At 35.5% G+C, this 17,884-nt stretch carries 13 protein-coding genes; 11 read left to right on the top strand and 2 right to left on the bottom strand.

The genetic code is table 11. The features are described from left to right. Positions 1 to 250: 250 nt before the first annotated feature. Positions 251 to 2,416: an LTA synthase family protein gene (locus G6O73_RS06900; RefSeq protein ID WP_057886308.1), complete on the bottom strand. Its 2,166-nt coding sequence runs from the start codon at positions 2,414 to 2,416 to the stop codon at positions 251 to 253. Positions 2,417 to 3,026: 610 nt separating this feature from the next. Here G6O73_RS06900 and G6O73_RS06895 point away from each other — a divergent pair. The 5 genes from G6O73_RS06895 (at position 3,027) to G6O73_RS06875 (ending at position 10,568) form a co-directional block, all read left to right on the top strand. Further along, positions 3,027 to 4,700: an ATP-binding cassette domain-containing protein gene (locus G6O73_RS06895; RefSeq protein WP_057886307.1), complete on the top strand. Its 1,674-nt coding sequence runs from the start codon at positions 3,027 to 3,029 to the stop codon at positions 4,698 to 4,700. Positions 4,701 to 4,887: 187 nt separating this feature from the next. Then, positions 4,888 to 6,864, top strand: a complete 1,977-nt coding sequence (locus G6O73_RS06890; RefSeq protein ID WP_057886306.1) for an ATP-binding protein — start codon at positions 4,888 to 4,890, stop codon at positions 6,862 to 6,864. After that, positions 6,857 to 7,552 carry a response regulator transcription factor gene (locus G6O73_RS06885; protein ID WP_057886305.1) on the top strand — a complete coding sequence of 232 codons (696 nt, stop codon included), beginning with the start codon at positions 6,857 to 6,859 and terminating at the stop codon, positions 7,550 to 7,552. The genes G6O73_RS06890 and G6O73_RS06885 overlap by 8 nt, the downstream gene beginning before the upstream one ends. A gap of 195 nt (positions 7,553 to 7,747) precedes the next feature. After that, positions 7,748 to 9,745 (top strand): KUP/HAK/KT family potassium transporter, encoded by a 1,998-nt coding sequence (locus G6O73_RS06880; RefSeq protein ID WP_057886304.1) that lies wholly within the window; start codon positions 7,748 to 7,750, stop codon positions 9,743 to 9,745. Between the two features lie 28 nt (positions 9,746 to 9,773). After that, entirely contained in the window at positions 9,774 to 10,568 is a 795-nt protein-coding gene (locus G6O73_RS06875) for an alpha/beta fold hydrolase (RefSeq protein ID WP_057886303.1), read from the top strand. Positions 10,569 to 10,577: 9 nt separating this feature from the next. Here the strand turns inward: G6O73_RS06875 and G6O73_RS06870 are convergent, their stop codons facing one another. Continuing rightward, positions 10,578 to 11,537, bottom strand: a complete 960-nt coding sequence (locus tag G6O73_RS06870) for a sugar-binding transcriptional regulator (RefSeq protein ID WP_057886302.1) — start codon at positions 11,535 to 11,537, stop codon at positions 10,578 to 10,580. 248 nt (positions 11,538 to 11,785) lie between these two features. Between G6O73_RS06870 and G6O73_RS06865 the strand changes: the two genes are divergently transcribed. From G6O73_RS06865 to citF, 6 genes are all read left to right on the top strand, one after another. Next, positions 11,786 to 12,925 (top strand): NAD(P)-dependent malic enzyme, encoded by a 1,140-nt coding sequence (locus tag G6O73_RS06865; protein ID WP_057886301.1) that lies wholly within the window; start codon positions 11,786 to 11,788, stop codon positions 12,923 to 12,925. A 72-nt stretch (positions 12,926 to 12,997) separates the two neighbouring features. Then, positions 12,998 to 13,975, top strand: coding sequence for an AEC family transporter (locus G6O73_RS06860; RefSeq protein ID WP_057886300.1), 978 nt, complete (start codon positions 12,998 to 13,000; stop codon positions 13,973 to 13,975). Between the two features lie 15 nt (positions 13,976 to 13,990). Further along, positions 13,991 to 15,046, top strand: coding sequence for a [citrate (pro-3S)-lyase] ligase (gene citC / locus G6O73_RS06855; protein WP_057886299.1), 1,056 nt, complete (start codon positions 13,991 to 13,993; stop codon positions 15,044 to 15,046). Further along, positions 15,036 to 15,329, top strand: a complete 294-nt coding sequence (gene citD, locus G6O73_RS06850; protein WP_057886298.1) for a citrate lyase acyl carrier protein — start codon at positions 15,036 to 15,038, stop codon at positions 15,327 to 15,329. Before citC ends, citD begins: the two co-directional genes overlap by 11 nt. 3 nt (positions 15,330 to 15,332) lie before the next feature. Next, entirely contained in the window at positions 15,333 to 16,250 is a 918-nt protein-coding gene (citE, locus tag G6O73_RS06845) for a citrate (pro-3S)-lyase subunit beta (protein WP_261905924.1), read from the top strand. Then, positions 16,240 to 17,778 carry a citrate lyase subunit alpha gene (citF, locus tag G6O73_RS06840; protein ID WP_057886297.1) on the top strand — a complete coding sequence of 513 codons (1,539 nt, stop codon included), beginning with the start codon at positions 16,240 to 16,242 and terminating at the stop codon, positions 17,776 to 17,778. Before citE ends, citF begins: the two co-directional genes overlap by 11 nt. Positions 17,779 to 17,884 lie beyond the last annotated feature (106 nt).

The following is a 17,884-nucleotide window of genomic DNA, read 5'->3' as shown; positions in this document are numbered from 1 at the left end:
TATTTATCACACCAAGTTTAAATTCCCAAATTGCATAATAAATAAAATTAATTCCAGTAAGAATTGGCTTATTCCTTTTTCCTACTGGAATTTTGTTTGCTTTTTAAGAGTGAAGTTAAGCATAAAAACGACAAAATCAACACTTGTTATTAATTCAAATATTAGGCAAGAACAAAAAAAGTTCTGCTATTAACTGATTTTCATCGATTAATAGCAGCACTTTTTTTAACTTAGTTTTGGAGTAGATTATTTATTTACTATTTGAGCTTGCACTACTAGAGCTGCTGTTGTTTTGTTCACTAGCTGTTGAATAAGCTTGAGCAACATTTTCACTGTTTTTATCAGTTGTTTTTAGTTCTGGTGCATCAGAAGTGTAATCGGAAACAGTCGTATGATTGCCATTTTCGGCCCATAAGCTAGTAGACTTGTTATTAAGCAACTTTTGTAATTGCAAAAGTTGTCCAAAGTCATTTTTATAATTATAATTTTTAGGGTTGACTGGTGTGAATCCCTTTGGCACGTAGTAACGCAACAAATTTTTATTATTTAACGAATCGGAAAGGGATAATTCAGTATTAACCTGTTGGTCAGCTTGTTTTACCTTCGCGGCTAATTTACTTGAAGGATGAGTGATTTCTTCGCCAGTTTGATTCTCGTATATTGCACCATCGACATAGGAATACTCTGGAGTAATAAAGTTACCATTGCGAAATGCCACTGTCTGATCATGTTTTTTTGAAAAAAGATCAGTTCCAAATTGAATATAGCGTTTGGAAGAAATACCTAATAAATGTAGTAAGGTTGGCAAAACATCAATTTCTCCTCCATAAGTTGTTTGCACACCACCAGTTTTTAAGCCCGGAATATGAATCATAAAAGGAACTCGTTGAAGTTGCATATTGTCGAAATCATTCCAAGTATCAGCTGACTTGCCGAGTAATGAGGCTAATTTTAAATTTCGTGAGTCAGAAATTCCATAATGATCACCATAAATTACCACAATTGACTTATCATATAAACCAGATTTTTTCAGATAATCGAAAAATTCCTTAACAGATTGATCTAAGTAATGGGCGGTAACAAAGTAATTATTGACCGATTCATCATCAGTATTAGCCGCAGGGAAACTAGTGTTTTTCTTGTCTAATGAATAAGGAAAATGGTTGGTAACAGTAATATATTTAACGTAAAAGGGTTGCTGCATTCTTTCCAAATACTTAATAGAGTCATGAAACAGTAATTTATCTTTTAGGCCATATTCGGTTAAATTGTTAGCATTTGTATTATAATAGCTGGCGTCAAAGAAATACTGATAACCCAAGTTTTTATATACATTGTCGCGATTCCAAAAAGAACCCTTATTCCCATGGAAAACCGCACTAGAATAGCCAGCACGTTGATTCAAGATAGCTGGCGCTCCTTCAAAAGTATTATCGGTTCCTAAAGCAGAAAAAAGTGATCCTTGTGGTAACCCATAGATGCTAGTTTCTAACATGTTTTCTGCATCGGAAGTTTTTCCTTGTCCGACTTGGTTGAAAAAGTTACTAAAACTGTAGGTTGATTTGCCATTATATAGACTATTTAAAAAAGGCGTAACTTCCTGACCATTCAGTTTGTAGTTAATTAGAAATTGTTGGAAGCTTTCCAAATGAATGACAATCACATTTTTTCCCTTAGCAAGTCCATAAGTGCTTGAATTAGGTGAAGCGTAATGCTTTTTTGTGAAGTTTAAAACTTTATTTAAGTCACTGCTAGTAGCTTCGCTACGAACTTGGTTATTTTTAGCAGTTTTGATCCCATCGTAAAAAGTAAAAGCATCTAAGCCTAGGTATTTAACCAAATAACTGCGATCGAAAGTTCGAGTTAGTAGCTGTGGCCGTTCGGCTTCGCCTAAAGTGATATTGAAAAAAATCAAAAAAATAGCAAAAGATGTCAGCGCAACCGCTTGACGTGATGGTATTGGTCGACGATCTAATTTAATGATTTTTGTCAAAAAGCCCAGCAAAATTACTAAGAAATCAACAAAAATTACAAAGTCTTGGGGTTTGAGCAAAGCTACTGAGCTAGTACTTAGTCCCTCAGAAACACTGGAATAGCCAAAAATAACATTAAAGGTCATAAAATCGGTAAATTCGCGATAATAAATAACGTTAAATAACAATAATGCTGTATTGGCTATGTAAATAATCATAATGGTTAGATATGCTGGAACTGTACGTTTAATATAAAGCGCAGCACCTAGCAGTAAAAGGGTAGTGGCTAACGGATTAAAAAATAAAATTGCATATTCAATGACACCGCTAACACCTAAGCGGAAATCGATTAAATAAACTGCAATCGTCTTTAACCAGAAAAGAAAAACTAGCAATCCGAAAAAGCCCCAACGTGTACTTAGCCACGTCTTGATTTTTTGCATTAAAATGACCCATCCCTTCTGGATTAACTAAGACTTAATTTTAAACCATTGATTAAAACCAAGTCAATTTGTTGAACAGATTTAACAAAGAATTATGAATTCTTACTTTGTTGGTTTGGAAGGCTATGTTCCGATAAAAAAACATCCCTACGCAAAGCATAAGGATGTTAGTGGTAAGGTGCGGCAACCTTCGGAACGCAAATGCGCCGATCGCTTACCCTTACCGTGGTTTGGCACCATTGATAGTATCACACGATAAAAGGTCAAAAGTCAAGCTAATTGTAATTTATTTTTAAGATTAAGAAAGTAAAAAAAACAGTCGGAGTAACTTTCGATAAAAACATTCGAAACAATTTACTTAGAAAAACTTGCTAAAGTTGATTAAGCGCTGTATACTGACGTTAATTTAAATGAGGGGGAGTTAGCAGTGAAAATAAGAATTTAGGAAATTGCAACTAGATAGTACCCGTTAAAAACGGGATTATTTTGTGCGGTCCTAAATTTTTTCACTGTTTCTTCCCGCCTAAAGACGAGACTGGATTCTGCCGGTCTTTTTGTGTAGAAAAAAGTTAAACAGTTAAATATTTAGGACCGTAACAGGAGGCAGGTTATGTTACGGTTTTTAATATCTGATAAAAAAGAATTTTTCAGAATGCTATTAGTGAGGCTAGTTACACAGACGATGTATGTTTGCTGGGCATTTGTTTTTCAGTTGATTATTAATGTTGCTCAGGGCAAACAACATTTTGATTTATTTTTGCTAGGCAGTGGAATTCTAGTTTTTATGATAATAATGGATAACATTGGCGGTTTAGATAACTATTTTGGGTTAATGCTTAAATTGCATACAGCGCAAAGATTACGAGCAGCCTTGATGGAACAAGCATATCATTTAACGTCCAAAAGTTATTCGCTTTCGGTGGGAGAACTAGTTGCCAAAGTCACTAAACAAACCGATAATGTGGTTGAAAACTATTATGGACAACTATTATTACTGGTGAGTTACAGCTTTCAAATTAGTTTAGCGATGATTGCTACTATATCACTTAACCCAGTGATTACTTTAGTTATAGTTCTTTTGAGTTTGCCAGCACTAGTTTTCCCATTTCTTTTAAAGAAAAAGTTAACTACCTCTTCTTCCGCTGTTGTTAAACAAATTGATCGTTATACTTCACGAGTAACTGATTTATTGAGTGGCTTACCGATTTTAAAATTTGCTTTAGCTGGTCGAGCAGCGATTAAACAACACCAGCTTAGTAATCAAAAATTATTGGCAAAACAGCAAGTTAATGCTCGCTGGTCAAGCTTTAGTCTTGGAGTTTCAATGCTGTTGAGTGATCTAACCTATATTTCAACTTGGATTTTAGGAGCAATCATGGTGCAACAAGGAAGAATGAACTTAGGACAAATGGTGGTTTTCAGCACACTTAGTGGTTATTTAAGTTATCCGTTGCTTGAAATTACACGAATTATTCCCTTAATTATTAGTGGACATCAAGCGGCCGTTAAACTTGTTGAATTTCTTCAAGCCGATGCTTCAATTGGAACGGTACCATTGCTGCTGACAGATCAATTTTTACCAAATAAGGTATTTAAGTTGCAATCAGCAAGCTATGAAGTAAAACAACAATCAATTTTAAAAAAGATAAATTTGGAATTGAAATTAAACAAGAAATATTTGTTAGTTGGGGCAAGCGGAAGTGGCAAAACAACACTGACAAAATTATTACTTGGCGAAATTGCTCCTTGTTCTGGTTCTGTAGATTTGAATCGACAACCGGTAAATAAATTAGCTCGAAAAGATATTTATCAACAAATTGGTTTGTTGCTGCAACGTGGACATGTCTTTTCAGGGACAGTTCGCGAAAATTTAAATCTGTTTGAAGATCGGTTTTCGAATAGCGAGCTTGAGCAAGCTATGGGGCACGCTGGATTAGCCGAATGGTTGCAGCAGCATTCTTTGGAAACAATGGTTAGTGATCAGAGTTCATTATTGTCAGGAGGGGAACGTCAACGGCTGGCTTTGGCCCGACTTTTTTTGCGTAATTATCAATTTTATATTTTTGATGAATTGACTACCGGTTTAGACCCGCGGATTGCGGCATCTTTATTGCATGATCTTTTTTCAATGAAAATGGGCTTTTTGTTGATTACACATAGTTTTAATTTAGAAGCATTTCAAAAAGCGGATCAAATTATTGTTCTTCAACATGGGAGAATAAGTGCTCAAGGAAATTATCAAGATGAAAAAATTAAATTAGAGTTAGCAAAATTAAATTTTTAAAAGTAAACGGTGGCTATTTTTCAAAAAAATAATTTTAGTGGCTTAAAAAATTCTAGACAGTTGAAACAAGATTCTTATTTTGTCTCAACTGTTTTTATTAATTTCTGCTTAAAAAAAATAAATTAACACCATCTTAACAAAGATTTTGTTATAGTCAATTGCGAACTAGTGGAAGAGGGCGGGAAAAGTGACAAAACAATTTGAGAAAGCAACTGAGCGTACAAAACAATTTTTGGTTTGTATTTCAGGATCAAAAAGCAATCAGAAGGTTATTCAAACAGCCGCCAAACTAGCCGAAAACCAAGCAACAGATTTGGTAGGAATTTATATTAGTCAAACTTTGACAGAACTAGATGATCAGCAATTAACTCAAAATTTTAATTTAGCTGCCAGCTTAGGCATAAAAGTTACAACGCTTTATGGAACTGCGAGGGCGCGATTGATTGCAGAGTATGCTAAGGAAAAAGGAATAACTAAAATCATTTTAGGCAGTAATCATCAGTCAATCTGGTTTAGACTTGGCAAAAACGATTTGCTCAAACAACTCAATCAGTTAGTTCCAGAAGCTGATCAAATAGTTGTTTTCAATCGTAATCAGTCAACGATTTCATCAAATAAGCAGCACCGTTTAAAAATTGCTGAGATTGTCAAACAAAACTTTAATTGGAAACAGTTACTACAAACAGTAGGAATTTTAATTGTGACGACTGGATTAGGACTATTCCTAAAATTCTTGGGCTTTGATGCATTAGATGTAGTTTTGATTTATATTTTAGGCGTGATGTTTACTGCAATGGTGACGCATCAGCGTAGTTACGCCTTATTATATTCATTATTGATTCCGTTTGTTTATGATTTTTTCTTTACGGTTCCCTTGGGTTCATTTCGCAGCAACCCAAACAATATTTTTACTTTCCTAATCTTGTTAATTGTCGCTGTTCTTAGCAGTTCTTGGACGACGAAAATTCAAACTCAAGCAGAGTTAGATGCGCGACGGGCACACCGAACGGAAATCTTGTTACAAACTAATCGCCTACTCCAACAATGCGAAGAGGTAATGGAGATATTGCAAGTAACGGGTCGACAGTTAAACCAATTACTGAACTGTAATCTATTTATTTTTCGCTCGGCAACAGAAACAGCACCATTAAAGTTTGGCGGAAATATTGCAGCTGACTTTTTACAAATTCAACAATTAAAGGAACAAAAAGCTTTAAAATGGGCATTTGAGAATCATGCGCGTGCAGGTTGGGGAACTAAGATTGAAGCGCACAGTGATTTCATTTATTTACCGTTAAAAAATCAACGGCAGACGATTGCCGTGATTGCAATTGCTGTAAAAAGACGTAGCTTTAATGATATGCTAGCCTTTAACCTGGCAGTTTCGATTTGTGAAGAGTCCGAACAAGCGATTCAACGCAACTTGAATTTGCAAAGACAAACAAAGATTGAAGCTCAAGTTAAGCAAGAAAAATTGCGATCAGATCTTTTGCGGGGGATTTCCCACGACTTGCGGACACCATTAACTGCAATTTATGGGAATGCTGATGTTTTGCTGCAGGCAGAGTATTCTCTGACAAGTGACCAACGGCAGGAACTTTATCGTTCAATCAATCATGATGCGGCTTGGTTGATTGATTTAGTTGAGAACTTATTAGCGATGACTAAAGTTGACAGTGGCGAACTTCAAGCTAAAAAGAGTCCGGAATTGTTAGCTGATATTTTTGAAGCGGCTCTCAGCCACAGTGTTTCAAAAACAGAAGAACGAAAAATCCAGACAAATTTGGTAGACCCTAGTTTGTTAGTGGCAACGGATGGGCAGCTAATCGTTCAAGTTTTAGTTAATTTGTTAAATAATGCGATGAAATACACTCCCCCAACAGCTAAAATCTATTTAAATGCAATTCAGCTTAATCAGCAATTTGCAAAAATCACAGTTTATAATAATGGACCACATCTTGAAAATCGACAATTAAAACAAATTTTTACGTTATTTTACAGTCAGTCCAATGCTTATTCTGGTCGCAAAGGGCTTGGAATTGGGCTAGCACTTTGTCAAGCAATTATAACAATCTGTGGTGGTGAAATTGGAGCGGAAAATGTTCAGCCGCAAGGGGTTAAATTCTGGTTTACGTTACCATTATGGAGGGAAAGAAATGAGTAAAACACGAATTTTATTAGTCGAAGATGACCAAGAGGTTGGTCGCTTGATAACGATGACATTGAAAGCAAATCAATATCAATTTGAGTGGGCTAGGGATGGACAAACAGCATTGGCGAGTCAACGCTTGTTTCAACCAGCTGTGATTTTACTCGATCTGGGTCTGCCAGACATAGATGGGGTATTAGTAATTGAAAAAATTCGTCAAAATCAATTAACACCAATTATTGTAATTTCGGCTCGCAGTGATGAAACAGATAAAATCACTGCTTTAGATAAGGGAGCAGATGATTATCTGATCAAACCATTTTCAATTAATGAAATGTTGGCACGGATTAGAGTTGCTTTAAGACGGAAGGCCTATTTGGAAAATACGCATGATGAGCAGCGTATTTATCAAAATGGTCCCTTAAAAATTGACTTTTTCAGTCAAACGGCTTACTTAGACCAACAACCGCTTAATTTAACTGAAACGACGTATAATTTACTGTGTCTGCTGGCCGATAACACAGCCAAAGTATTAACACATGGTTTTTTAATGCGAACTCTGTGGCCTGATAAACCGCTGAATGATACCACTTCTCTTCGCGTGGCAATTGCTGCTTTGCGAAAAGAACTTGAACCAGAACGCGAATCGCTTAAATTTATTAAAACTCACATTGGTGTTGGATATAGTTTTATTCAAAATTAATTACAGCAAAGTGAAGTGATTAGACATGAAAAATCGTTATTATGTATACTTACTGGTGCTGGTGCTTTTAACTTTTTTGGAGTATAAAGCAATCATTTCTGGACCAGAATGGTTGTTGCTTTGTCTGCTTTTAGTGATAATTGGTTTTGTATTACGTTATTTTGAATAATTTTAAGTACGAGAGAATAGAGAGTGATGAAAATGGGGAAAAAAGGGCGTCTGTCATTAATTGGGTGCTTAATAACTTTAGGGGTAGTCTACGGTGATATTGGAACCTCACCGTTATATGTAATGAGTGCGTTATTAAATGATCTAGGAAAGCAGCATTTAACAACAGAATATATTTTAGGTTGTCTGTCATTAATTTTTTGGACATTAATGCTGATTACCACGATTAAGTATGTCTTAATTGCGATGAGTGCGTCCAACAAAGGTGAAGGAGGAATTTTTGCACTTTACGCTTTAGTTCGAAAAAATGCCAAATGGCTTTTGTTGCCAGCGTTGATCGGCGGTGCAGCCTTATTAGCAGACGGAACCTTAACTCCAGCTGTAACTGTTACTAGTGCACTGGAAGGACTGAAAGGATTGGCCATCCATGGACAGGTTTTTGTAAATGATCAAACTGATGTTGTTATTGGTACAATTATTATTTTAGCTGTTTTATTTATTGTTCAGAATTTTGGTACAGCATCAATTGGCAAAGCTTTTGGACCAATTATGGTTTTGTGGTTTGGATTTTTAGCATTTTTTGGAATAGTCAATCTGAGCTCGAATTGGGGTGTGTTGCGGGCTTTATCACCAGTTTATGGGATTCAACTATTGTTTTCATCGGCTAATCCAATGGGTATTTTTATTTTAGGCAGTATTTTTCTGGCTACTACGGGAGCGGAAGCACTTTATTCAGATATGGGACATGTTGGTCGGATAAACATTTATGCAACTTGGCCATTAGTGTATCTTGCTTTAATTTTGAATTATTTCGGTCAAGGAGCATGGATTTTAAAGCACGCTGCTAATCAGCAATTAATGACTAATCCTTTTTATCAAATGCTACCAAATGAGTTTCGCTTACCAGGAATTATTTTGGCGACTTTAGCCGCAATTATTGCATCCCAAGCTTTAATAACTGGTTCGTTCACTTTAGTTGAAGAAGCAATGGGGTTAAAATTATTACCCCATTTAAAAATTACTTATCCAAGTTTAGAGCGTGGTCAAGTCTATATTAACAAAATTAATTGGTTATTATGTGCTTGTACGTTATTAATTGTGTTGTATTTTCAATCCTCAGATCGCATGGAGGCTGCCTACGGTTTAGCAATTACATTAACAATGTTGATGACAACGTTATTACTTCACAATTATTTACAGCAAAAAATAAAATCTTTTGGGTCAAGTGTATTTTTAGTTATTTTTGGATTAATTGAAATTCTTTTTCTGTTGGCAAGTTTAACTAAGATTATGCGTGGTGGTTATATTACTTTGTTATTAACGCTATTGATTTTGACCGTGATGATTATCTGGTATTTTGGCAATCATATGCGTGATAATTTAATGGATGAATCGGAAAAGGTTTCACTATTTAAATACCGCAAACAATTGATTGAGCTATCCCAAGATACTAGCATTCCGCTTTTTATGAGTAATGTAGTTATGCTGGCAAAGGTTAAACCTGATTATAGTGTTAAGCGAGAAGTTTTGTACTCGATTTTGGATAAACAGCCAAAAAGAGCGAAAGTTTATTGGTTTGTGACAGTTAATACGACAGACGAACCAGATACTAGTTATTATACGGTTGATATGATGGGAACTCGAAATGTAGTTAATCTACAACTTTATTTAGGTTTTAAAACAAGTCATCAGATCAGCGGCTATTTGCGTCAAGTCGTTAACGATTTAATTAATAAAGGAGCAATTGATAAACAGCCGCAAAAATATACGACTTTAGCGGGTCGACAAATTGGTGATTTTTGTTTTATTATGATTCGTGAACTATTGTCAGTTGACACTGCTTTACCAGCTTGGAAACACTGGTTGATTTCAGCACGAATTTTTTTGCAAAATCATAGTACAACACCAATTCAGTGGTTTGGTTTACAATTTAGTGATGTTCGGACTGAACAGGTGCCATTATTTTTGAAGCGGCGCAAACTAAAAAAAGTTTATTTGAAGGAAATTAAGAATTCTACCAAGTAATAATACTATTAGTCAGGTGGAGATTTACATGTTTTTTAAAACGCGGGATCATATTAGATTATCTTATGATTTTTCAGGAACCGGTTTGGTAGTTGTTTTGTTACCAGGAATAAATGAAAATCGCCAAATTTGGTTTAAACAACTGATTTTTTTGAAACAACACCACTTCAGAGTTTTAACTCTTGATTTTCGTAATCAAGGAGAATCGCAACGAACTTATCGTGGACAGAGAGTTTTTCAGTTGGCGGCTGATTTGCAGGAATTACTGGATTATTTAAAAATCACTAAGATATTTTTAGTGGGACACTCAATGGGAGCGGCAGTTTCATTTGCTTATCTGGCACTATATGGTTCGGTTAATCTATTAGGTATAATTGATGTCGATCAATCACCTAAGATGATTAATGACCAGACTTGGCACTATGGGTTAAAGAATTTGACATGGGAAAGCTTTCCCGAACTATTAAAATTGCCTTTACCATCGCCAACCTGGCACGGAATTGAAGCAGATATCAAAGAAAAGATAACAGAAGTTAAAAAAAATAATTCGACTAATTCATCAGCCAATCAAGCATTATTGATTGATAATGCCTTTCAAGATTGGCGAGATGTTATTGTCGAATCAAAATGTCCTATTTATTTTATTACCGGTGCTTACTCACCTTACTTTGATTGTAATTTTGCTCCAGCAATTACTGCGATTGCTCCAATGACTGACTATATTAATATCTTAAACGCAGGACACCTCGTCATGGCTGAACAATCGGCAGTTTTTAATCAAGCATTGCTAAAAGGATTAACTTGGATCAGTGATCAACGGTAATCAGCTAATTTAACTAATACTAGCTTCTAATAAGATTCGGTTAGCGATTGCTTCGTCGATTACTAAATCAGTAATTAAGTGTCCTCGCAGGGCACCTAGGGCAGCCTTAGCTTTAAACTTACTTTTAACAATTGCTAGTCGATGTGGAACGGCTAGAATCGTATCAATGTCAGCTCCGAAAACAGTATCTGTTTCATTTGAAACTAAAAAGTTTCCTTGGATGTCATAAGGACGACCATATAAAATACCAGCTATTTTTTCCTGATCAACACCAGGGAAAATAGCTTTTTTATTTTGTTTCCAACAGGCTATTGAGTCAATTGAAGCTAATGTCCCAAGGCCGGTAAAAATTAAATCCATTCGAGAAGCGTAGATGAAAGTTTGCTTAAAAGCCGGTTCTTGGCGAAGCTCGTTTTTTAATCTTTTATTGATAATATACAATGGCGCAGCAAGGGTGGTGAACCCAGTACTGAATTTATTGGCGGCTTTTTCAACCATTCGCATTGAGCCAGCTTGCGAATGATATTTCATATTTTCTCCCATAAATTGAGTAAAAATTAAATCAGCTTGAATTTGATTTTTAAAATGATCGATTACGTTATAAACAGTTCCACCCCATGCGAGGCCAACAACTTTACTTTTCTTAATCAAAAGCTGTAACTGTTCAGCGGCATATTCAATAATTTTTTTCTGATCTTCTTCAGGATTGCTGGAATCTTTAATGATATAAATATTTTTAAGGCCAAATTTTTTTTGAAATTGCATTTCAAGAGCAAAGTTTCTTGACAGGGGAGAGTTGATGCTGACAGTTACCAATCCAGAGGAAATTGCCTCATCAAGTGATTTTTTGATTAGATAGCGACTTAAAGAATACTTTGTTGAGAGTTCAGAAATCGTTAAACGAGATAAGTAAAAATCTTGAGCAATTGCTGCAAGCTGTTCTTGGTATTTATAATTGTCATTTTGCATAATCAAGCCCCTTTCATACTGAATAAAGTATAGCATATCTGAAGAATTATTAGTTTTTTGTAATGTGCAATATTTGTGGATATAATTTATAAAATTAAAAATTATTAAAATCGTTTTTTAATTTTATAAAATTAATACGGATAATTTACAAAATTTAAAAATAGGTATATAGTGGATGTGTTAAGAAAGTTAAAACGCGTTTGACAAGACTAACAGCAAATTGTTCCTTAAAGAGAGGTTGTCAGCAAATGGCAGAAAATATCGAATTGCTCCATGAAAAACATACTGGTGTCTTAGAAGTAGAAGGAGTACTTCCGGTTGATAATCGAGAAGAATTAGGCGAAGCTTATACTCCTGGCGTAGCCAAATTGTCTAAGTTAATTGCTAAAAATCCTAGTTTAAAAGTTAAGTATACGGTTAGCGGTAAATTGGTTGCAGTCATAACCGATGGAACAGCGGTGTTAGGATTAGGAAATGTTGGCCCAGAAGCTGGGTTACCAGTCGTTGAAGGCAAGGCACTTCTTTATAAACAATTGGCTGGAGTGACCGCGCTACCACTTTGTCTTAATCAGGTAAAATCTTCAGAAATGGTGACGACAATTAAAAACATTTCCAAGTCTTTTTCTGGTATTCATTTGGAAGATATCGCGGCTCCGCGCTGTTTTGAAATTGAAGAACAATTAAAAAAACAATTAAATATTCCTGTATATCACGATGATCAAGAAGGAACAGCGATCGTTGTTTTGGCGGGTTTGTTTAATGCAGCAAAAGTTGTTAATAAGTCGTTAAAAGATTTAAAGATTTTGATTAATGGAGTTGGGGCTGCTGGTGTAGCAACGGCTAAGTTATTGCTGGATTGTGGTGTTAAAAAGTTAACTTTGGTTGATAAATATGGCTCAATTGATCCAATGGATGTTCGCTATAACACTTATCAACGTGATTTGGCAGCAAAGGTTCAACAAAAAGGCAGCTTAAAATTGAGTGAAGCAATTACCGATCAAGATGTCTTTATTGGCTTATCAGATGCTAATGTTTTAACAGCTGAAGATGTAAAAAAAATGGCCGCTGATCCAATTATTTTTGCTTTGGCAAATCCAGTCCCAGAAATTTTACCGGAAACTGCTTTAAACGCGGGAGCAAAAATTGTCGCAACTGGCTCAAGTCAATATCCTAATCAAATCAACAATATTTTAGTTTTTCCAGGTTTGTTCCGCGGCTTATTAGAGAGCCATTTAAATAATGTTGATTTTGCATTAGAAAAATTGGTTGCGCAGACCTTAGCTGATTTAGTACCTAAGCCAACTAATGATGATATTATTCCAGGTGTTTTTGATTTAGATGTAGCTAAAAAAGTATCAGATGCAGTTGCAAATTATAAGAGAGTTTAGTGGCTTAAGACAAAATAGTTGTCTCTAAAAAAACAATAAATTTTTATCTTGTGCCTCTAGGAGGTATCGAGAATGGGTGTTTTTGTTACTTCGATTCAAAGTGTGCTGGCTATCCTAATTATGATAGCAGTTGGTTATTTTACTCAAGGACTTAACTGGTTTGATGATAACTTTTCAGGGTCAATTTCAAAATTAATCATGAAAGTTGCTTTACCAGCTTCAATTTTCATGGCGATGATGCAGTTTTTTAAGCCGGATCAATTAGCTAAATTGTCAACTGGGTTAATTTATACAATTATTTCAATTTTAGTTGGTTATTTAGTTTCATGGTTAGAAATAAAAGCATTTAAAGTTCCTCGCGGTCGCCGTGGACTAATGATGACTGCAATTAACGGTGCTAATACAGTTTTTATTGGGATGCCATTGAATGTTGCTTTGTTTGGAGAAATTTCGGTCCCTTATTTGTTAGTATATTATATTGTTAATACGGTTATCATCTGGACATTAGGGATTTGGATTATTGCCGCAGATGATCCAACAGTTAATCAAAAAGATGGAAAAAAGGTTAATTTTGATTTAAACCACCTTATTCCGGCACCTTTATGGGGATTTATTGTGGCATTGCCTTTTGTATATATTCCATGGCTGAAAACACATTTATTAGTAAATTTTGTGTCGATGACTTTAACTGATGTTGGTGGTTTAGTAACACCACTTTCACTAATATATATTGGGATAATGTTGAAAAAATTTGGAATTTCAAGTATAAAGTTTGATTTCCACTTGATTTTAACATTAATTGGAAGATTTATTATTTCACCGATAATTATGGCCGTGATTGTTTTTGCAGGTTTAAAATTTGGAGTGCAAATGAATGGAATATTCCAAAAAACCTTGATAATTCAAGCAGCTACACCATCATTAGCAGTTTTGCCAATTTTAGCCAGTAACTATCATGGGGATGTTAAATTTGCAACTAATGTGGTAGTAGCAACTTCAGTTTTGTTCATTGTAGTTGTTCCTGTTATTATGGTAATTCAGAGTATTTAGATTGAGGTTGACGGAATGGCAAAAAAAACTAAAGAACTTAACTTAACTAATCCAGAAGATTTTAATTTATGGAAGAATTTTCTGCAACAGGCGGGAATAAAAAATTTTAGTACGGCAGAAGTTGACCAGGTCGATCTGACAATTGGTATTTTTGAAAATCAAAAGTTGCTGGCAACTGGTTCCTTAGCAGGTAATGTTTTGAAGTATATTGCTGTTTCGGCAGACTCAATTGGAACTGGATCAGAGTTTAATTCAATTGTTTCTGAATTAATTGGTCGTTTGGCACTGCAAGGAATTTTCCATGTTTTTGTTTTTACCAAGCCAAAATATGTTGCTAGTTTTCAGCATTTAGGTTTTAAATCACTAGCTATTTCTGCATATGGGGCAGTTTTAGAACGTGGGTTTCCAGACATCGCTACCTATTTAGCTGATATTAAGCAACCTGAAAAACCAGTAAAAAAAACTGCAGCTATTGTAATGAATGCCAATCCGTTTACCTTAGGACATAAATTTTTAGTTGAACAGGCGGCTCAGAAAAATGATTTAGTGTATGTTTTCGTAGTTGCCACAAATGCTGGTTTATTTAATGCAGCCGAAAGATTAAAACTGGTAAAACAAGGAACACAGCATTTGAAAAATGTTAAAGTTGTTAGTGGCGGTTCATATATGGTGAGTTATGCAACTTTTCCAGCATACTTTTTAGATTCATCTAATGATTTGATTGAATATCAGACCACCTTGGATGCTTTAATTTTTAAAAAATGGATTGCTCCATATTTAAAGATTACTACTCGTTATTTAGGCAGCGAACCTTTATCGCGAACGACTAACATTTATAATGAAACACTTGAAAAAATATTGGTGCCTGAAATTAAGGTAAATATTGTTTCTCGGCGTCAGTTATCAAACGGTGAAGTTATTTCAGCTTCAAAAGTTAGAAAAATGATTGCTGAAAATGATTTAAGTAACTTAAGCGAATTAGTACCAGAAACCACGCTCAGCTTCATTAGGGATAATTTAGCTGATTTAAAAAATCGAATTCAGAAAGGAATGAAAATTCGTGGAAATTAAAAAAACAGCTTTAGCTGGGACATTAGAATCTTCAGATATTCAAATTTTGATTACTAAGGGGACTAAGGGGATTGAAATTGAACTTGAATCTGATGTTAAGAAACAATTTGGTGATCAAATATGTCAAGTTATTAGTAAAACCTTAGCAGATTTTGGAATTTCACAGGCAAAGATTAAAGCAGTCGATAAAGGTGCATTGGATTGTGTAATTAAAGCGCGGACGATTGCTGCGGCTCAAAGGGCAATTGACAATTCTCAAGAGTTAGATTGGAAGGTGATTTAAGTGATACAGACGACTGACAATGAACGATTACGGCGAACAATGATGTTTGTTCCCGGAAATAATCCAGCAATGTTGAAGGATGCTGGAATTTATGGTGCAGATTCAATCATGTTTGATCTTGAAGACGCTGTTTCTTTAACAGAAAAAGATGCTGCCAGAATTTTAGTTTATGAGGCTTTAACGCATGTTGATTACGGTGAAGCGGAAAAAGTAGTTCGGATTAATGGTCTTGATACACCATTTTATCAAGCAGATATTAAAGCAATGGTTAAAGCTAAAGTTGATGTAATTCGTTTGCCAAAAGTTGAATCAGCTGAAATGATGAAGAAACTAGAAAGTTTAGTCACGGCTGCAGAAAATGAATTTGGAATTCCAGTAGGAACGATTCATTTAATGGCAGCGATTGAAAGTGCTAAGGGTGTGTTAAATGCCCCTGAGATTGCGGCTGCTTCTAAACGGATGATTGGAATTGCCCTATCGGCTGAAGATTATACGACCGACATGAAAACTCATCGTTATCCAGATGGAGCCGAACTTGAATTTGCTCGAAATATGGTTTTGCATGCAGCTCGGGCAGCTGGAATTGCAGCCTTTGACACTGTCTTCACTGATATGAATGACACTGAGGGCTTTTACCGTGAAACTAAGCATATTCATCAATTGGGCTTTGATGGGAAATCCTTGGTTAATCCACGACAAATTGCGATGGTTAATCAGGTTTACCAACCAACAGAAAAAGAAATTAAACAAGCTTTAGAAGTAATTAATGCAATTAAAGAAGCTAAAGTCAAAGGCTCAGGTGTTATCTCGCTTAATGGTCAAATGGTTGATCGCCCAGTAGCTTTACGAGCTCAACGAGTTATTAAGCTAGCCGAAGCTTCACATTTGCTTGATGAGGAGGGAAACTACATTGAAAAATAAGGTAAATCGTCAATTAGATGAAAAATTAATGGATCAGTTAAATTACCAGCCTTTTCAAGGAGCAGCTATCGGTCATCCGGTGAAACAACGGGTTGCACCAAAAGTCAGGGTTTCAACTGGTGAAGATAAGTTAGTGGATTCACTTGAAGATGTAGTTAAAAAAACGGTTAAAGACGGGATGACTATCTCATTTCATCATCATTTTCGTAATGGAGATTTTGTTTTCAATAAAGTAATGCGAATAATTATTGATTTAGGAATAAAAAATCTAACATTAGCCCCGTCTTCTTTAACCGGAGTGATGAATGAGTTAGTTATTGAAGGAATCAAAAAAGGAGCAATTACAAATATTACCAGCTCAGGGATGCGCGGATCCTTAGGGGACTTCATTTCTCACGGTAATTTAGAAAATCCAGTAATTTTCCGGTCTCATGGTGGTCGTGCTCGGGCAATTGAAAATGGAGAGATTAAGATTGATGTGGCTTTTTTAGGAGTGCCCAATGCGGATCGTTTAGGTAATGCCAATGGTCGGTTTGGTGATGCAGTCTTTGGATCATTAGGCTATGCTTTGATGGATGCTCAGTATGCTGACCAGGTAGTTTTAATTACCGATAATATCGTTCCTTATCCAAATACACCAGCTTCAATCAAACAAACACAAGTCGATTATGTGGTTAAAGTTGATAAAGTTGGTGATCCCGATAAGATTGGCTCGGGAGCTACTCGTTTTACTAAGGACCCGAAAGAATTAAGAATTGCTGAAATGGTGAATCGAGTGATTGTTAATTCACCTTATTTTAAAAATGATTTTTCATTTCAAACAGGTTCTGGCGGTGCGGCTCTGGCAGTAACTCGTTATTTACGACAATCAATGATTGACAATGGAATTAAAGCTTCTTTTGCCTTAGGTGGAATTACAAAACCAACCACTGATTTGTTGAAGGAAGGTTTAGTTCGGCGAGTAATGGATGTACAAGATTTTGATAAAGGTGCGGCAGATTCGATGCACTCTAATCCAAATCAGCAAGAAATCGATGCATCATGGTACGCAGATGCTGACAATAAAGGAGCAATGGTTGATCAATTAGACGTTGTGATTCTAAGTGCTTTGGAAATTGATACTAAATTCAACGTCAATGTCATGACTGGTTCAGATGGTGTGATTCGCGGTGCTGTTGGTGGGCATCAAGATGCAGCAACGGCCAAATTAACAATTATCTGTGCTCCTCTAGTTAGAGGAAGGATTGCAACTGTCACACCAGATGTTACGACTATTGTGACACCAGGTGAATCAGTTGACGTTTTAGTCACAGAAGTCGGCATTGCAATTAATCCTAAACGGACCGATTTAATTAAAATTTTAAGTCAAGTTCCCGGGCTGCCAATTTATACGATTGAAGAATTGCAACAATTGGCTCAAAAACAAGTTGGAACGCCTAAACCACTTGAATATCAAGATAAAGTAGTCGCTTTGATTGAATATCGTGATGGCAGTATTATTGATCAAGTTAAACAAATTAAAGATTAACTAAGCGGCTAGCGTAAGATAGGTTCATTTTACTAAAAAAATTGGGAATTAAAACGAAATAACCAATTTTTTTAGATACATATAACATATAAAATTCAGGAGGGCG

This window comes from Liquorilactobacillus nagelii DSM 13675 (assembly GCF_019444005.1).
Lineage (GTDB): Bacteria > Bacillota > Bacilli > Lactobacillales > Lactobacillaceae > Liquorilactobacillus > Liquorilactobacillus nagelii.
The sequence above is the reverse complement of the archived record's forward strand: the minus strand, read 5'-3'. Positions and strand labels throughout refer to the sequence as shown.